The sequence below is a fragment of the Agrobacterium bohemicum genome (assembly GCF_001562555.1).
Lineage (GTDB): Bacteria > Pseudomonadota > Alphaproteobacteria > Rhizobiales > Rhizobiaceae > Agrobacterium > Agrobacterium bohemicum.
On record NZ_KQ961029.1, the window covers coordinates 90,866 to 106,686 of the forward strand.

Annotated in this window: 15 protein-coding genes; 7 read left to right on the forward strand and 8 right to left on the reverse strand. The window is 57.0% G+C overall.

Annotated features, from left to right (window positions below):
* Positions 1-52: 52 nt before the first annotated feature.
* The 3 genes from ATO67_RS12615 to ATO67_RS12625 form a co-directional block, all read right to left on the reverse strand.
* Positions 53-913 carry a C40 family peptidase gene (locus tag ATO67_RS12615; protein ID WP_067649351.1) on the reverse strand — a complete coding sequence of 287 codons (861 nt, stop codon included), beginning with the start codon at positions 911-913 and terminating at the stop codon, positions 53-55.
* A gap of 39 nt (positions 914-952) precedes the next feature.
* Positions 953-1,297 (reverse strand): MarR family winged helix-turn-helix transcriptional regulator, encoded by a 345-nt coding sequence (locus ATO67_RS12620; RefSeq protein WP_067649354.1) that lies wholly within the window; start codon positions 1,295-1,297, stop codon positions 953-955.
* A gap of 316 nt (positions 1,298-1,613) precedes the next feature.
* Entirely contained in the window at positions 1,614-2,720 is a 1,107-nt protein-coding gene (locus tag ATO67_RS12625; protein ID WP_067649357.1) for a DUF475 domain-containing protein, read from the reverse strand.
* A gap of 439 nt (positions 2,721-3,159) precedes the next feature.
* Here ATO67_RS12625 and kduD point away from each other — a divergent pair, with 439 nt between their 5' ends.
* Positions 3,160-3,918 carry a 2-dehydro-3-deoxy-D-gluconate 5-dehydrogenase KduD gene (gene kduD, locus ATO67_RS12630; protein ID WP_067649360.1) on the forward strand — a complete coding sequence of 253 codons (759 nt, stop codon included), beginning with the start codon at positions 3,160-3,162 and terminating at the stop codon, positions 3,916-3,918.
* On the opposite strand, the gene ATO67_RS12635 is transcribed toward kduD, so the two are convergent.
* A complete protein-coding gene (locus ATO67_RS12635; RefSeq protein ID WP_067649363.1) occupies positions 3,919-4,848 on the reverse strand; it encodes a DMT family transporter in 930 nt (309 codons plus the stop codon).
* Between the two features lie 92 nt (positions 4,849-4,940).
* Entirely contained in the window at positions 4,941-6,284 is a 1,344-nt protein-coding gene (locus ATO67_RS12640) for a formimidoylglutamate deiminase (protein ID WP_067649366.1), read from the reverse strand.
* Between the two features lie 89 nt (positions 6,285-6,373).
* Here ATO67_RS12640 and hutI point away from each other — a divergent pair, with 89 nt between their 5' ends.
* From hutI to ATO67_RS12665, 5 genes are read left to right on the forward strand one after another with little or no spacing between them, the layout of a single operon-like run.
* Positions 6,374-7,621: an imidazolonepropionase gene (gene hutI, locus ATO67_RS12645; protein ID WP_067649369.1), complete on the forward strand. Its 1,248-nt coding sequence runs from the start codon at positions 6,374-6,376 to the stop codon at positions 7,619-7,621.
* A complete protein-coding gene (gene hutH / locus ATO67_RS12650; RefSeq protein WP_067649372.1) occupies positions 7,618-9,153 on the forward strand; it encodes a histidine ammonia-lyase in 1,536 nt (511 codons plus the stop codon). Before hutI ends, hutH begins: the two co-directional genes overlap by 4 nt.
* A gap of 2 nt (positions 9,154-9,155) precedes the next feature.
* Positions 9,156-9,971 carry an N-formylglutamate deformylase gene (gene hutG, locus ATO67_RS12655; RefSeq protein ID WP_067649375.1) on the forward strand — a complete coding sequence of 272 codons (816 nt, stop codon included), beginning with the start codon at positions 9,156-9,158 and terminating at the stop codon, positions 9,969-9,971.
* A complete protein-coding gene (gene hutU, locus ATO67_RS12660; RefSeq protein ID WP_067649378.1) occupies positions 9,968-11,653 on the forward strand; it encodes a urocanate hydratase in 1,686 nt (561 codons plus the stop codon). The genes hutG and hutU overlap by 4 nt, the downstream gene beginning before the upstream one ends.
* A gap of 5 nt (positions 11,654-11,658) precedes the next feature.
* Positions 11,659-12,225 carry a HutD/Ves family protein gene (locus ATO67_RS12665; protein WP_067649381.1) on the forward strand — a complete coding sequence of 189 codons (567 nt, stop codon included), beginning with the start codon at positions 11,659-11,661 and terminating at the stop codon, positions 12,223-12,225.
* Here the strand turns inward: ATO67_RS12665 and ATO67_RS12670 are convergent.
* Both ATO67_RS12670 and ATO67_RS12675 read right to left on the reverse strand, forming a co-directional pair.
* On the reverse strand, positions 12,209-13,099 hold the full coding sequence (locus ATO67_RS12670; protein WP_067649384.1) for a LysR family transcriptional regulator: 891 nt from the start codon (positions 13,097-13,099) through the stop codon (positions 12,209-12,211). The genes ATO67_RS12665 and ATO67_RS12670 overlap by 17 nt on opposite strands.
* Positions 13,096-13,410, reverse strand: a complete 315-nt coding sequence (locus tag ATO67_RS12675; protein ID WP_067649387.1) for a putative quinol monooxygenase — start codon at positions 13,408-13,410, stop codon at positions 13,096-13,098. The genes ATO67_RS12670 and ATO67_RS12675 overlap by 4 nt, the downstream gene beginning before the upstream one ends.
* Before the next feature lie 130 nt (positions 13,411-13,540).
* Between ATO67_RS12675 and ATO67_RS12680 the strand changes: the two genes are divergently transcribed.
* Positions 13,541-15,037: a CoA-acylating methylmalonate-semialdehyde dehydrogenase gene (locus ATO67_RS12680; protein WP_067649391.1), complete on the forward strand. Its 1,497-nt coding sequence runs from the start codon at positions 13,541-13,543 to the stop codon at positions 15,035-15,037.
* 57 nt (positions 15,038-15,094) lie between these two features.
* Here ATO67_RS12680 and upp read toward each other — a convergent pair whose 3' ends face one another.
* Complete coding sequence (upp, locus tag ATO67_RS12685) at positions 15,095-15,724, reverse strand: uracil phosphoribosyltransferase (protein ID WP_067649394.1); 630 nt, start codon at positions 15,722-15,724, stop codon at positions 15,095-15,097.
* Positions 15,725-15,821: the final 97 nt, after the last annotated feature.

Here is a 15,821-nt window from a genome sequence, read left to right on the forward strand (position 1 = left end):
GGGGCAGGAGAAACGAAAACAGCAGCTCCAACGAAACGTTTTCGTGAAAATATCAGGGGCGGCGGAAGCCTGTCGGCATCTCGTAGAGCCAACCAATACGCTTGATCGCCTCATCCAGATTTTCCCGCGACACATTCATGGTGTGGCCATTGGCATGAAGCAACGTTTCTTCGTCTTCCATGATACCGACATGACCTTTCCAGAAAACGAGATCGCCACGGCGCAGTTCGTCACGGTCAATCGGTGTCCCGAGCGATCTGACCTGCATGTCTGTATCTCGCAGAACCGACCTTCCCGTCATAGCCATGGACAGTTGCACCAAGCCGGAGCAATCGATACCGAAACCGGAACGTCCACCCCACAGGTATGGTGTTTCCAGAAACCGTAGCGCCACCGAAACGTAGTCAGTCGTTGCTGGCTGGTCTACAGCAAGGCAATGGGCGGCGATGACGCCCTGGCCTTTTTCCGTCATCAGATAACGCGTACCGCGTGTTTCAGCCTCTCCCACGAAGGTCACGCAACTACCCATGGATAGTGCCGCAACGGGGGGCTTTCGAAGTTCAGCCTCTGGATAAAGAAACGTGCGCGGAGCGACGATGCGGTGCGTGGCGGCGACACTCTCGCCAATCGTAGTCTCCGGCAGATATCCGGCATAGCCATCCGCGTCCGCCTGAACCCATGCCCAGCCATTGGCCCTTTCGAAAACATGCAAAGTCTCACCAAGCAGCAGTTCTGTATCGATCCCTGCGGTCATATCCGGTCTAGGGCGAAGACCGGTTACTGGAACCATCACCTGGGCAGGCGTGCCTGTTGCAAAAATCGAGGCCTCGACCTGCCCCTTCAATCTCTCGTCGGCCAGATCAGCACGGAAGATATGCAGACGGCGGTCGAGTGGCGGGTTTGCGAGTGTCATCTTGACGTCCTGATATGTTGGTCTCAGTGTTTATCGGTACTAAGCTTTACGTGCCTGATGGATAATAAGATCGCCTAATTTTTCGAGATAAAGCGCGCCTGCGACCGTGCGTTTTATCACCACATTGCGTTTGTCCCGCTGATCGCGCTCACGCTCCACCAGACCAATCGCGCCCATACTGTCCAACGCTCTGGTAATCACAGGCTTGGTGACGCCGAGCACCGAGGCCAATCCGCGGACGGTGTGGGGCGGCGGGACGAGATAGATATGCAACAAAACCGCCAGTTGCCGGGATGTCATATCCGGCGCGTCATCCTCGACCTGCGCCAGCACCACCCGATGCCAAAGGCTCAGCGCTTGCGTTGGCGATAACTCGACAGACAATTTCCCTCTCCGTCTACTTGGTGCTTCGCCCACATTCACTCTGATCTTCCCGCAAATCAATGAACAAAACAAAACCGCCGCCACTGTGACCACGCTGGAGCGCAGATAGTGGCGGCGGTTTCTTATCGCTCGTTCGAGCTTTGCGTCCCCTCTGGACTTGAATGTAGACATGCATGAAGCATGCCAGTTCAAAAAACCTTTAAATCAGGCTCACAGGAAGCACGACATAAACGAACGTCGCTTTATTTTTATGCAATGCACAAGTAATACGCATTCTGATCTCCCACCTGTAGAGGCGAGAGACGTTCTCAGAGGATCAAATCGCAGCAGTCTTTTTGGCTTCGACTTCATGCGCACGTTCACGCTTGTTATAACGGATCGAAGACCAGAGTGAGATGCCGATGAGCGTTGCGCCACCTAGGCCCGTGATGACTTCGGGAATATGGACAAGGCTCTGCACATACATGATAACCGACAGAATAAGGATGGCATAGAAGGCGCCATGCTCGAGATATCGGTATTCCGCCAGCGTTCCCTTTTCGACCAGCATGATCGTCATCGAACGCACATACATGGCACCGATACCAAGTCCGATGGCAATGATGAAGAGGTTCGAGGTTAGCGCGAAGGCACCGATGACGCCATCGAAGGAGAAACTGGCGTCGAGAACTTCAAGGTACAAGAACGCACCGAAGCCGCCCTTTGCCGCCCCTTCCAGCACCTGCTGGCTGCGATCGAGAATACCGCCCAGAACTTCGACCAGAAGAAAGGTCAAAAGGCCCCAGATAGCCGAGCTGAAGAAGACGTTGGCCGCTTCCGGCCCAAGAGCCGGATCAGCGCTGTTGGCTATAATGCGCGAGAACACCAGCATGATGATCAGCACGAAAGCGATCTCGATGCCCTTGATGGAGGAATAGGTCGCGATCTTCTCTTCGAACCAGCGAACCCAGTGGACGTCTTTTTCATGATCGAAGAAGAAGCTTAGGCCCACCATCATCAGGAACGTACCGCCGAAGGCAGCGATCGGCAAATGCGCGTCCTTCATGATCTGAGCATAGCGATCTGGCTCGGTTGCCGCCATGACCATGGCCGTCCATGGGCCGACATTGGCCGCGATGACGACGATGAGCAGCGGAAAGACGATGCGCATGCCGAAAACGGCAATGAGAATGCCCCAGGTTAGAAAGCGATGCTGCCATTCCGGCGTCATGTCTTTCAGCTTATTGGCATTGACGATGGCGTTATCGAAAGAAAGCGAAATTTCCAAGACGGCCAGAACCGCGCAGATAAAGAAGATGGTGGCCGTACCGCTGACGGTACCCGTCATCTGCCAGCCGAGATAACCGCCGAGGATGAGGCCGATAATCGTAACGATGAAGGCCCATTTGAAATAGGTGAGTGTGGATTTCGTGGCAGCAGTCATTACAGTACTCCCGCGCTAGCTGGGCGAACAGGAAAACGTGGAGCAGGCATGGCACAAAGCGCACGCATGGAATGCATGGTCAGATTTTTCATGGGTTTAAATCCGCCGGCGTCATAAGCAGGCGGTACCGACATCGCGAGAGCGCCGTAAAACTCTCGCCAGAGGGGCCCGGCACCAAAGTTCGGTTCCCAAATCCCGATGTCAGGGGATGGGAATGCCTTTGTTAGTCTCTCAACTTTTTGATCTCGTCAAGGTAAAAGTTGTTTTATCTGTCGTTTCATCAGCCAAATTCAAATGATTCATTCCATTTTGAAAATGGAAGTTGCGCTCCAGCATGTTGTCATATGATTTGATAAAGAGATATTATTTGTTCATTGCGAGCTTGGGCGCGATGCGATAGAGAAAAAGCCAGCGAATTTTCAATGGATGGAGACACGGGATGACGATTTCCTTCGACTTGACCGGTAAGACGGCCATCGTAACAGGTGCCAATACCGGGCTGGGACAGGGTATCGCCATAGCACTTGCAGGCGCGGGAGCCACCGTGGCTCTTGTTGGACGCTCGTCCATGATGGATACAGAGGCGGCAATTGCGGCAATTGGCGGCCAAAGTCACAGCATCAACGCTGATCTGTCATCCATTGCGCCCGTCGGGGACATCATCAGCGAAACCGTGCGTCTGTCTGGTAGCGCCGATATTCTGGTCAACAATGCCGGCATCATCAAACGTGCCGACTCGCTGGACTTCACCGAAGCAGACTGGGATGCGGTGATGGATGTGAACCTGAAGACGGTGTTTTTTCTCTCTCAGGCTTTCGCACGGCATCTCGTGGCGGAAAACAAACCGGGTAAGATCATCAACATCGCCTCACTTCTATCCTTTCAGGGCGGGATTCGCATTCCTTCCTACACGGCGTCCAAAAGTGGACTTGCCGGCCTGACCCGCCTTTTGGCCTGCGAGTGGGCGGGAAAGGGCATCAACGTCAACGCCATCGCACCCGGCTATTTTGATACCAACAACACCGAAGCCCTGCGCAATGACCCCGAGCGCAACGCGGCCATTCTGGCCCGCATTCCCGCGGGTCACTGGGGCAAGCCGGAGGAGATTGGCGGCGCAGCGGTGTTTTTGGCATCCGCAGCGTCGAACTATATTCATGGCACGGTGCTGCCAGTCGATGGCGGCTGGCTGGCGCGTTGATTAGATGATGTCATCAAGCGGCGGGCTCGCCAATTTTGCCTGCCGCCGCTTCAACGTGTTTTCGCGAAAGAAAATATAGAGGCCAGCCACAACGATCAGCCCCGCGCCGATGACGATGCTTGGCTGCGGAACATCCCCGAAGATCAGCCAGCCGAATACCGCTGCCCACAGCAACAACGTATATTGCAACGGCGCGACCGTAGCGGCATCCGCAAGCTTCAACGACCGATTGACCAAAACATGCGCCGTCATGGCGACAATGCCAAGGAGTGAAAGAAGCATCAGGTCGAAACTGGATTGTAACGGGACCCAGCCGGATGACGTCACGAAGACGGCGACGACACCGGCCAGAGCAGCACCAATAATCTGCCAGAAAGCCAGAACAGTATCCGGCGTATTTCTAAGCTGCCGACCTGAGAGCATCATGAACGCGAAAGCGGCACTGCCGAGAATGGAAAACAGGGCCGCTGGCGTAAGACTGGCAGCACTTGGCTTCAGAGCGATCATAACGCCGATGAAACCGATACCAATGGCCGTCCAACGCCGCCAGCCAACCTTTTCACCCAAGAGGAAGGGAGACAGTGCCGCGACGTAGATGGGTGCGGCCAGCCAGTAGGTCATGACATCGGCAAGGGGCAATGCGGTTACGGCGAAGTAAAAGCAGAAAAGTTCGGCCGTGGAGAAAAACACGCGCGCCGCTTGCAAAACCGGACGTTCGACCTTGATAAGACTGCCCAACCCAGCCCGCCACAAAATCGGCAACAGCACGACGATGGCAGCGGCGCTACGCACCATAATGACTTGGCCCAGGCTATAGGTCGAGACCAGCCACTTTCCCATGGCATCGTTTAACGCAAAAAGAAACATGCCGAGCAGCATGACGACAACACCCAAACCCGTGGGCGAAAGCTGGCGAAGGAAATTGGGCATTTTGTTTTTGAACTCCCTGGACGCCCATGACTCGGCGAGCCATCGCCCCAAGTCAAGCCCCGCAGAAAGGTGTATAAGCCTGTTTGCCCGGGCTACATCGACAAAAGCTGCGTCATCGCCGCTTGGAAGCGTCGGGAGATCGCTTCACGCTCGATATGCCTGCCTTGGCGCACGACTGCTTTGCCATTGATCCAGACCGTGTCGGGCTTGACCAGATTGCCGAATATCCATCCATCGAGCAAATGATCACCATCGAGATAGGGTGCGTTTTCGACACTCAACGATATGAAATCAGCCGGGTGATCTTTCGCTATATGGGCCTTCGCGCCCAGCGCCTGCGCGCCGCCACGAAGCGCGGCATCAAACAGGGTACGTCCAGTGGAGCCGTTGGCCGGTGCAATGACGTTGCGGGCACGCTGCGACAGGCGCTGAGAATATTCCAGTTGACGCAATTCGTCGCTAGCACCGATCAGCACATTGCTATCGGACCCGATACCGAACACACCGCCAGCGGCCAGAAATTCAGGCGCGGCAAAGGTGCCGTCACCGAGGTTCGCTTCGGTAATGGGACACAGTCCGGCCACCGCGCCGGCCTGTGCCACACCCGCCGTTTCCTCCAGCGTCATGTGCGTGGCATGGATAAGGCACCAGCGATCTGTGACATCGCTATTGTCCAGCAGCCACTGCACGGGGCGGTTGCCAGACCACGCAATGCAGTCTTCAACTTCTTTCACCTGTTCGGCAATGTGAATGTGCAGGGGTGCATCGGGCGTAAGCTGCGCCGCAATTGCCAGTTCTTCCGGTGTCACTGCTCGCAGGCTGTGGGGTGCCACCCCGACCACACTGTTTGGCATTGCGGCAACCGCATTACGGCAACCATCCACCAAGCGCGTAAAACTATCCGTGGAATTGATGAAGCGTCGCTGCCCCTCCACCGGCTCAAGACCGCCAAATCCTGAATGGGCGTAAAGCACCGGAAGCAGCGTCAGTGCAATCCCGGTTTGGGAGGCAGCAGCGGCGATGCGCTCGGCAAGCTCGGCGATATTGGCATAATGGCAGCCATCCGTATCGTGATGGAGATAATGGAACTCGCCGACACGGCCGAAACCGGCTTCGAGCATTTCCATGTAGAGCTGGGCGGCCACAGCCTCCATCTGGTCCGGCGTCATGGTCAGCGCGAAGCGATACATCAACGTTCGCCAGCTCCAGAAACTGTCCTGCGTGGCTCCACGCGTTTCCACCATGCCTGCCATGGCTCGTTGAAAAGCGTGGCTGTGCAGGTTCGGCATGGCAGGAACAATGACCTTTGCCCGCTCGTCACCCACCTGCGCCGCGACATCCGTTTCGAGCGAGGCGATTTGTCCATGCATGATTTTCAGGCGGACGTTTCTTGCCCAACCATCTGCCAACAAAGCGGTTTCAGCATGAAGGATCATATTGGCTCCTCATTTTTTAAGATCGTAGCTCTTGCCTCGCAATCCATTATGTATATACATATTAAACATAAGGGAAGGGAAAATCGAGCATGACCAGCAACTCCATTCCACACAACCACAGCAAGATTTCACTGTGGCGCAATGCCCATATTGCGACGCTTGCTCCGTCAATATACGGCCTCGGCATTATCGAGAGAGGTGCCATTGCGGTAAGAGATGGTCGCATCATCTTCGCAGGCCTTGAAGCGGAACTTCCGAGAGAATACGCAAGCCATGCCGACAGCTTCGATTGCGAAGGACGCTGGATCACCCCTGCCCTGATCGATTGCCACACCCACCTCGTTTTTGGCGGCAACCGCGCCATGGAATTCGAGATGCGCTTGAATGGCGCAAACTACGAAGACATTGCCAAGGCGGGCGGCGGCATCGTGTCGTCCGTTCGCGATACGCGGGCGCTATCCGAAGATGAACTGGTCGCGCAAGCCTTGCCGCGACTGGATGCGCTGGTGGCAGAAGGCATCTCCACCATCGAGATCAAATCCGGCTACGGGCTCAATATAGAGACGGAGCTGAAAATGCTGCGTGTAGCCCGCAAACTCGCAACGCTGCGGCCCGTGCGCATCGTCACCAGCTACCTTGCCGCCCATGCAACACCGGTGGAATACAAGGGCCGCAACGCTGACTATATCGCCGACGTCGTCTTGCCCGGACTGGAGCGCGGCCACGCTGAAGGCTTGATCGACGCCGTCGATGGCTTCTGCGAAGGCATTGCTTTTTCCGTTGAAGAGATGCGCTCGGTTTTCGATAAAGCCAAGTCGCTGGGCCTGCCAGTGAAGCTGCATGCGGAGCAGCTTTCCAATCTCGAAGGCTCGAAGCTTGCTGCATCCTACGGCGCTCTGTCTGCCGATCACCTGGAATATCTGAATGAGGCCGGTGCCGAAGCGCTCGGCAAAACCGGAACCGTTGCGGTATTGTTGCCCGGCGCGTTCTATGCGCTTCGCGAAACGCAGCTTCCGCCGGTTCAGGCTCTTCGCGATGCGGGTGCCGATATCGCGCTCGCCACCGACTGCAATCCCGGAACCTCGCCGCTGACCTCGCTGCTGTTGACCATGAATATGGGCGCGACGTTGTTCCGGCTGACGGTCGAGGAATGCCTGACAGCCACTACGCGCAATGCCGCCAAGGCACTCGGTCTGCTCTCTGAGACCGGAACGCTGGAGATTGGGAAATCCGCCGACTTCACGATCTGGAATATCGAGCGTCCCGCCGAGCTTGTCTACCGCATCGGTTTCAACCCACTTCATGCCCGTATTTTCAAGGGACGGATCACATCATGACCATCACTCTCCACCCCGGCTCCGTGCAGCTTGCAGATCTCGCAAATATCTACTGGAACAACGGTTCGGCAAAGCTCGATCCCTCCTTCGATGCGGGCATCGAGCGCGCGGCAAAACGCATCGCTGAAATCGCGGCGGGCAATGCCCCTGTCTATGGTATCAACACCGGCTTCGGCAAACTGGCCTCGATCAAGATCGATGCCGCCGATGTGGCAACGCTTCAGCGCAATCTCATCCTGTCGCATTGCTGCGGCGTGGGAGCCGCGCTGCCGGAAAATGTGGTGCGGCTGATCATGACGCTGAAGCTCATTTCGCTGGGTCGCGGTGCGTCCGGCGTGCGACTGGAGTTGGTACGACTGATCGAAGGCATGCTGGAAAAGGGTGTGATCCCTTCCATCCCGGAAAAGGGCTCCGTCGGCGCGTCCGGCGATCTTGCGCCATTGGCGCATATGGCTGCGGTGATGATGGGTGAAGGCGAAGCTTACTATGGCGGCGATCTGTTGCCTGCGGCAGAAGCGCTTTCCAAGGCTGGGCTGGAGCCTGTGGTGCTCGCCGCGAAAGAGGGCCTGGCGCTGATCAATGGCACGCAGACCTCCACCGCACTGGCGCTGGCCGGACTGTTCCGCACCCATCGTGCTGCGCAGGCGGCGCTGATTACGGGTGCGCTATCCACCGATGCGGCCATGGGCTCATCTGCGCCGTTCCACCCTGATATCCACACCTTGCGCGGCCACAAAGGCCAGATCGATGCAGGCGCTGCTCTCCGCAATCTGTTGGAAGGCTCGGAAATCCGCGTCAGCCATATGGAAGGTGATGAGCGCGTGCAGGACCCCTATTGCATCAGATGCCAGCCACAGGTGGATGGCGCCTGCCTCGACCTTCTGCGCCAAGTCGCACACACATTGCAAATCGAAGCCAATGCCGTCACCGACAATCCGCTGGTGCTTTCCGATAACTCGGTCGTGTCAGGCGGAAACTTTCACGCCGAACCTGTGGCGTTCGCTGCTGACCAGACGGCACTCGCCATCTGCGAAATCGGCGCCATTGCCCAGCGCCGTGTCGCATTGCTGGTCGATCCCGCCTTGTCCTACGGCCTGCCTGCCTTCCTTTCCAAAAAGCCGGGGCTGAATTCCGGTCTGATGATCGCCGAGGTAACCTCTGCCGCATTGATGAGCGAAAACAAGCAGATGTCCCACCCCGCATCCGTGGATTCTACGCCGACATCTGCCAATCAGGAAGACCACGTTTCCATGGCCTGCCACGGCGCACGCCGTCTTCTGGTGATGACGGACAACCTGTTTGCCATTCTCGGCATCGAAGCACTGTCTGCCGTACAGGGCGTGGAACTGCGTGGCCCGTTGAAAACCAGCCCGGAACTGCAAAAAGCCATGGCCGTGCTGCGCAACGTCATTCCGCCGCTGGATGACGACCGCTACATGGCCCCGGACCTGAAAGCAGCCTCTGAACTCATTGCGTCCGGTGCGCTGGTGTCGGTTATCTCAGACGGCATTCTGCCGAAGCTGGAGGCATGAGCATGCCTGTTTTCGAAACTCACCAAGGCTCCTCACCGATCATTCTCGGCCTGCCGCACACAGGAACCGATATGCCCCAGGATATCCAGGAGCGCCTGAACGACACCGGCAAAATGCTAGCCGATACGGACTGGCACATTCACGATCTCTATGCAGGGCTGCTGGATGATGCGAGCACCGTGCGCGCGACCTTCCACCGGTATGTCATCGACGCCAACCGCGATCCGCAGGGTTCCAGCCTTTACCCCGGCCAGAATACCACAGGGCTCGTGCCGACAACGGATTTCGATGGCAAGCCAATATGGAAAGCGGGCGAAGAGCCAACGCAAGCGGATATTTCCCATCGTCTGGCAACATTTCACGCGCCGTACCATGCAGCCCTTGAAGCGGAAATTGCGCGGGTGAAAGCCATCCACGGCATCGCTATTCTCTATGATTGCCACTCCATCCGCTCGCACATTCCGTTCCTGTTCGACGGTGCGCTTCCAGATTTCAATGTCGGTACGGATATGGGCCGCACCTGCGACCCCGCCATCGAAGCCATCGCCGTCGATGTGACAGCGAATGCGCGAGGCTACACCTCTGTACTCAACGGGCGCTTCAAGGGTGGCTGGACGACGCGGCAGTACGGACGGCCAGACAGTGGCGTTCACGCCATCCAGATGGAGCTGGCGCAATCCACCCACCTCGTCACAGAAACGCCGCCCTTCGCCTTTGACACCGAAAAGGCAACGAAGCTTCGCATTCACCTCAAAGACATTCTGACGCGCATGGAAGACTTTGCGCTGCACGCCAACGATAAGGGGAGACCATCATGACCAATCCACGCCACAACGAACGTGAGGTTCGCAGCCCCAGAGGCTCTGAGCTCAACGCCAAAAGCTGGATGACTGAAGCGCCGCTGCGCATGCTAATGAACAATCTCGACCCAGAGGTGGCCGAGCGCCCGCATGAGCTGGTTGTCTATGGCGGCATTGGCCGCGCCGCCCGCACCTGGGAAGATTTCGATCGCATCGTCGCCACGCTGAAGGACCTCAATGAGGACGAGACGCTGCTGGTGCAATCCGGCAAGCCGGTCGGCGTCTTCCGCACACACAAGGATGCGCCACGCGTATTGATCGCCAATTCCAACCTCGTGCCACATTGGGCAACGTGGGAGCATTTCAACGAGCTGGATAAGAAGGGGCTGGCCATGTACGGCCAGATGACCGCCGGTTCGTGGATTTACATCGGCACGCAGGGCATCGTGCAGGGAACGTATGAGACCTTTGTGGAGGCCGGTCGCCAGCATTATGATGGCAATCTCAAGGGCAAATGGATTTTGACCGGCGGTCTGGGTGGCATGGGCGGCGCACAACCGCTGGCCGCCGTCATGGCCGGTGCCTGCTGCCTTGCCGTGGAATGCGATGAAACCCGCGTCGATTTTCGACTTCGCACCCGTTACGTCGATGCCAAAGCCCATACGCTGGACGAGGCACTTGCACTTATCGACCAATGGACGAAGGCAGGCGAAGCGAAATCCGTCGGCCTGATCGGCAATGCGGCGGAGATTTTCCCCGAACTGGTCAACCGCATGAAAACTGGAGGCCCGCGCCCGGATATCGTCACAGATCAAACTTCTGCACACGACCCGATCCACGGCTATCTACCGGTTGGCTGGACCGTTGCCGAATGGCGCGCGAAACAAGAAAGCGATCCGAAGGCAGTGGAAACCGCTGCCCGCGCTTCGATGAAGCTCCAAGTTCAGGCCATGGTCGATTTCTGGAACGCGAGTGTGCCTACACTGGATTACGGCAACAATATCCGCCAGGTCGCCAAGGAAGAGGGTCTGGAGGATGCCTTTGCCTTCCCCGGTTTCGTGCCAGCCTATATCCGCCCGCTGTTTTGCCGTGGCATAGGCCCGTTCCGCTGGGCAGCGCTTTCGGGGGACCCTGAGGATATCTACAAGACAGATGCCAAGGTGAAGGAATTGACGCCCGGCAACACCCATCTGCACAACTGGTTGGACATGGCCCGCGAGCGTATTGCTTTTCAGGGTCTTCCAGCCCGTATCTGCTGGGTGGGTCTTGGCGACCGCCATCGTCTGGCATTGGCCTTCAACGACATGGTGAAAAGCGGCGAGCTGAAAGCCCCCGTAGTCATTGGTCGCGACCATCTGGACAGCGGCTCCGTTGCATCCCCCAACCGCGAAACGGAAGCGATGAAAGATGGATCGGATGCCGTCTCCGACTGGCCACTATTGAACGCGCTGCTGAACACCGCCTCAGGTGCGACCTGGGTTTCGCTGCACCATGGCGGCGGTGTCGGTATGGGCTTTTCCCAGCACTCCGGTGTCGTCATCTGCGCTGATGGGTCGGAAGACGCGGCACGGCGGCTGGACCGTGTGCTGTGGAACGACCCGGCTACCGGCGTCATGCGCCACGCCGATGCGGGCTATGACATCGCGCTGGATTGCGCCCGGGAAAAAGGTCTTCGTCTGCCCGGCATTCTCGGCAACTGAACGCCATGAAGCTCTACCGCGCGCACGAACACAAGCGCATGCCATGGAAGAATGGCGGCGGGGAGACGGTGGAAATCGCCGTCTTTCCACCGGGTTCTGGCGTCGAAGATTTCGATTGGCGCATCAGCATGGCGGCGGTTGCGAGTGACGGACCATTCTCGATCTTCCCCGACATTGATCGCACGCTGTCCATTCTAGAAGGGAATGGAATGTCGCTTGCAATAGACGGTCAAGAGGCCGTCCCGCTGACGCGTTCGAGTCCGCCACTCGCCTTCGCGGCGGATGTTCCTGTAGCGGCAACGCTTGCCAATGGGACGATTACGGACCTGAATGTTATGACACGGCGTGGGCGCTATCGTCACAGCGTCGAGAGCGTTAGTGGTCGCTTTTCGGTCAGCAAACAGACGGAAACCGAAACGGTATTCGTGCTGGCAACGGGCAATGTTTCTGCGCTGTCAGATCGTCACTCCTTTGCCTTGACGGCACTGGATGCGATGTCGATCGATACCACCGTGACTGTCGAGGCAGATCACACCGTCTGCTATATAATCCGTCTCACGCCGCAGGAATGAATATCGACCGTTCGCTGGCGACGATGTCCTGAAGAAATTGCACCGCGGTTCTAACCCGCGCCAGCTGGCGGGCGTTTTCGTGGAACGCGGTCCAGTAGGAGCGGTGAATGGTTATGTCTGGCAGGATGCGCGTTAGGTTCTGATCATTGCGGGCGATGTAATCATGCAAGATGCCGATACCAGCACCGGAGCGCACTGCCTCAGTCTGGCCTATGGCGCTGGATATTTCAAAGCTGGCATTCCAGTCCCGCATGATTTCACCCGTATAGTTCAACGAAGGCGAGAAGATGAGGTCTTCGACATAACCAATGCGCCGGTGAAGCTTGAGCGCCTCTACCGTCTCAGGCTTTCCGTTCTCCGCGAGGTAGGATTTCGACGCATAGAGACCAAGCGAATAATCGGTGAGTTTGGAGAAAACCAGCCTGCCTTGCTCCGGCCTTTCAATCGTTATGGCAATATCTGCTTCGCGCTGAGACAGCGAAAAAGAGCGTGGCACCGGCACGAGTTCGATCTTGAGTTCTGGATGCAACGATATCAGTGCGCCAAGGCGTGGCGCCAGAAAAGACACGCCAAAACCGTCAGGGGCACCGATCCTCACAGTTCCGCTAATCGCAGCATCGCTCCTTCCGAGACTGGCCTGAACTGCAAGCATTTCAGCTTCCATATGTTCTGCCGATATCAGAAAGCGGCCACCATCTTCCGTCAACTCACAGCCGTTCGTACGGCGGGTGAAAAGTCGGGTCTTCAGTGCCTCCTCCAGGGAGGTCAGCCGCCGGGACAGTGTGGCGTGGTTCAGTCCGAGACGTTTCGATGCAGAAAGAATTTGGCCCGTGCGCGCAACAGCAAGGAAGATGCGGACGTCATCCCAATTCATGGCTTGTTACGCAAAATCACGGGTTCCACGTCGATCAGAGTGAGCGACCTCACCATTGCCGCCGTGGCTGCCTTGTATTTGAGAAAATGCGGTGTCTGTAAATGGGCTTCATATGCCGCAGGGTTGGCATAAATCTCAAGGATACGAATTTTCTCCGGGCAATCCTTTATCGCCACCGCATTCAATGAGATCACGCCCTCTTCCATACTGACCGAAGCCTCGATCTCCTCGGCCAGCAAATGGCGATAGGCATCCAAGTGAAGCGGATCGATTTCGATGTCCGCCATTCTGACGACAAGGTCTTGATCCATCGATTTGCTCACTGTTTGGCCATCCAGTTTTGGACTTCAATTTACGCACAACGGCTTCTTATATCAGCTCATTGATTTGTACAAATTGAAGTGCGATGGTTCGCTATCAAAAAATCCCGGAGGAACACCCATGAAAGAAATCGGTCACTTTATCAACGGCAAGCATGTGGCTGGCACCAGCGGCCGCACATCCAATGTCTATAATCCGGCAACGGGCGAAGTGCAGGCAACGCTTTCACTGGCGAGCGACGCGGAAATTCTGGCTGCCGTGGAAAGCGCCAAGGCTGCGCAGCCGAAATGGGCCGCGACCAACCCGCAGCGCCGGGCGCGCGTGTTCTTCAAATTCGTGGATTTGCTGAACCAGAACATGGACGAGTTGGCCGTGCTGCTTTCGAGCGAACACGGCAAGACGGTGGAAGATTCCAAGGGGGACATTATTCGCGGGTTGGAAGTCTGCGAATTCGTCTGCGGTATTCCGCATCTGTCCAAAGGTGAGTTTACCGAAGGTGCTGGCCCTGCCATCGATATGTACTCCATCCGTCAGCCGGTCGGTATCGGTGCTGGCATTACGCCTTTCAACTTCCCTGGCATGATACCGATGTGGATGTTTGCCCCGGCCATTGCCTGCGGCAACGCTTTCATCTTGAAGCCTTCGGAGCGTGACCCCTCTCTGCCGATCCGTCTGGCAGAATTGATGATCGAGGCCGGTCTGCCCGCTGGTATTCTCAACGTCATCAATGGTGACAAGAGCGCGGTTGACGGCATTCTCACCAACCCGGATATCGGCGCGATCTCCTTCGTCGGCTCCACCCCGATCGCGCGCTATGTCTATGGCACGGCTGCCATGAACGGCAAGCGCGCGCAGTGCTTCGGCGGTGCCAAGAACCACATGATCATCATGCCAGATGCCGATCTCGATCAGGCTGTCAGCGCCTTGATGGGTGCTGGTTACGGTTCGGCAGGTGAGCGCTGCATGGCAGTTTCGGTTGCCGTTCCAGTCGGCGAAGAGACTGCTAATCGCCTCATCGAAAAGCTCATTCCGCAGATCGAGGCGCTGAAGATCGGCCCCTATACCGATGACAAGGCCGATATGGGTCCGCTGATCACCAAGGAAGCGCAGACACGCGTGAGCGGCCTGATCGACAGTGGCGTCGAGCAGGGTGCAAAGCTTGTCGTTGACGGTCGTAATTTCAAGCTTCAGGGCTATGAAGATGGCTATTTCGTGGGCGGATGCCTGTTCGACCATGTCAAGACCGATATGGACATCTACAAGCAGGAGATTTTCGGGCCAGTCCTGTCCGTCGTGCGCGCCAAGAATTACGAAGACGCGCTCGATCTGCCGATGAAGCATGAATATGGCAATGGCGTTGCGATCTTCACCCGCGATGGTGATGCCGCCCGTGATTTTGCCAGCCGCATCAATATCGGCATGATCGGCATCAACGTTCCGATCCCGGTTCCCCTGGCCTACCACTCCTTCGGCGGCTGGAAGGCATCGAGCTTTGGCGATCTCAACCAGCACGGCACAGATTCGATCAAGTTCTGGACGAAGACCAAGACGGTCACGGCTCGCTGGCCTTCGGGCATCAAGACCGGCGCGGAATTCGTCATGCCGACGATGAAGTAAAAAGACTGTCTTTCCAGTCATGCGCCCTCATCGCTGAGGGCGCATTTTTTGTGCGCGTTATTTCGTACCGTACATACGGTCGCCCGCGTCGCCCAGACCGGGCATGATGTAGCCCTGTTCGTTCAAATGGCTGTCGATCGAGGCCGTGAAAATCGGCACATCAGGGTGTGCTTCGCGGAAGTTCTTGATGCCCTCGGGGGCTGCCAGCAGGCACACAAAGCGCATGTTCTTCGCGCCGCGTTCCTTCAATTTGTCCACGGCAGCGATGGACGAGTTGCCGGTTGCCAGCATCGGATCGACAACGATGATCAGGCGTGCATCGAGATTATCAGGGGCCTTGAAGAAATATTCGACGGCTTCAAGTGTGTCATGATCGCGGTACACACCGATATGCGAGACGCGGGCGGACGGAACGAGTTCCAGCATACCTTCCAAAAGCCCGTTGCCGGCACGCAGGATTGAGGCGAACACCAGCTTCTTGCCTTCCAGAACCGGCGCGTCGATGGTCTGCATCGGCGTTTCGATGGTCTCCATCGTCATTTCCAGATCACGCGTGACCTCATAGCAGAGCAGCGTCGAGATTTCCCGCAGCAGACGGCGGAAACCGGCGGTCGAGGTTTCCTTCTTGCGCATGATGGTGAGTTTGTGCTGCACGAGGGGATGAGCGATTACGGTGACGCCGTCCATGGAGCTGGCCTTTTCTTTTATCTATGATGTCTCTGTATTTCACCGAATGAGCGGCTTTCGCAAGACCGGAAACACATTTTGCATCCCCGTTCCCGCT

Bases quoted from the DNA above. Each gene is read 5' to 3' on its own strand.
- ATO67_RS12640 (WP_067649366.1), bottom strand. From the start codon at position 6,284: ATGATCCTTCATGCTGAAACCGCTTTGTTGGCAGATGGTTGGGCAAGA.
- ATO67_RS12670 (WP_067649384.1), bottom strand. From the start codon at position 13,099: ATGAATTGGGATGACGTCCGCATCTTCCTTGCTGTTGCGCGCACGGGC.
- hutU (WP_067649378.1), top strand. From the start codon at position 9,968: ATGACCAATCCACGCCACAACGAACGTGAGGTTCGCAGCCCCAGAGGC.
- ATO67_RS12675 (WP_067649387.1), bottom strand. From the start codon at position 13,410: ATGGATCAAGACCTTGTCGTCAGAATGGCGGACATCGAAATCGATCCG.
- upp (WP_067649394.1), bottom strand. From the start codon at position 15,724: ATGGACGGCGTCACCGTAATCGCTCATCCCCTCGTGCAGCACAAACTC.
- ATO67_RS12635 (WP_067649363.1), bottom strand. From the start codon at position 4,848: ATGCCCAATTTCCTTCGCCAGCTTTCGCCCACGGGTTTGGGTGTTGTC.
- kduD (WP_067649360.1), top strand. From the start codon at position 3,160: ATGACGATTTCCTTCGACTTGACCGGTAAGACGGCCATCGTAACAGGT.
- ATO67_RS12615 (WP_067649351.1), bottom strand. From the start codon at position 913: ATGACACTCGCAAACCCGCCACTCGACCGCCGTCTGCATATCTTCCGT.
- hutH (WP_067649372.1), top strand. From the start codon at position 7,618: ATGACCATCACTCTCCACCCCGGCTCCGTGCAGCTTGCAGATCTCGCA.
- hutI (WP_067649369.1), top strand. From the start codon at position 6,374: ATGACCAGCAACTCCATTCCACACAACCACAGCAAGATTTCACTGTGG.
- ATO67_RS12680 (WP_067649391.1), top strand. From the start codon at position 13,541: ATGAAAGAAATCGGTCACTTTATCAACGGCAAGCATGTGGCTGGCACC.
- ATO67_RS12625 (WP_067649357.1), bottom strand. From the start codon at position 2,720: ATGACTGCTGCCACGAAATCCACACTCACCTATTTCAAATGGGCCTTC.
- ATO67_RS12665 (WP_067649381.1), top strand. From the start codon at position 11,659: ATGAAGCTCTACCGCGCGCACGAACACAAGCGCATGCCATGGAAGAAT.
- hutG (WP_067649375.1), top strand. From the start codon at position 9,156: ATGCCTGTTTTCGAAACTCACCAAGGCTCCTCACCGATCATTCTCGGC.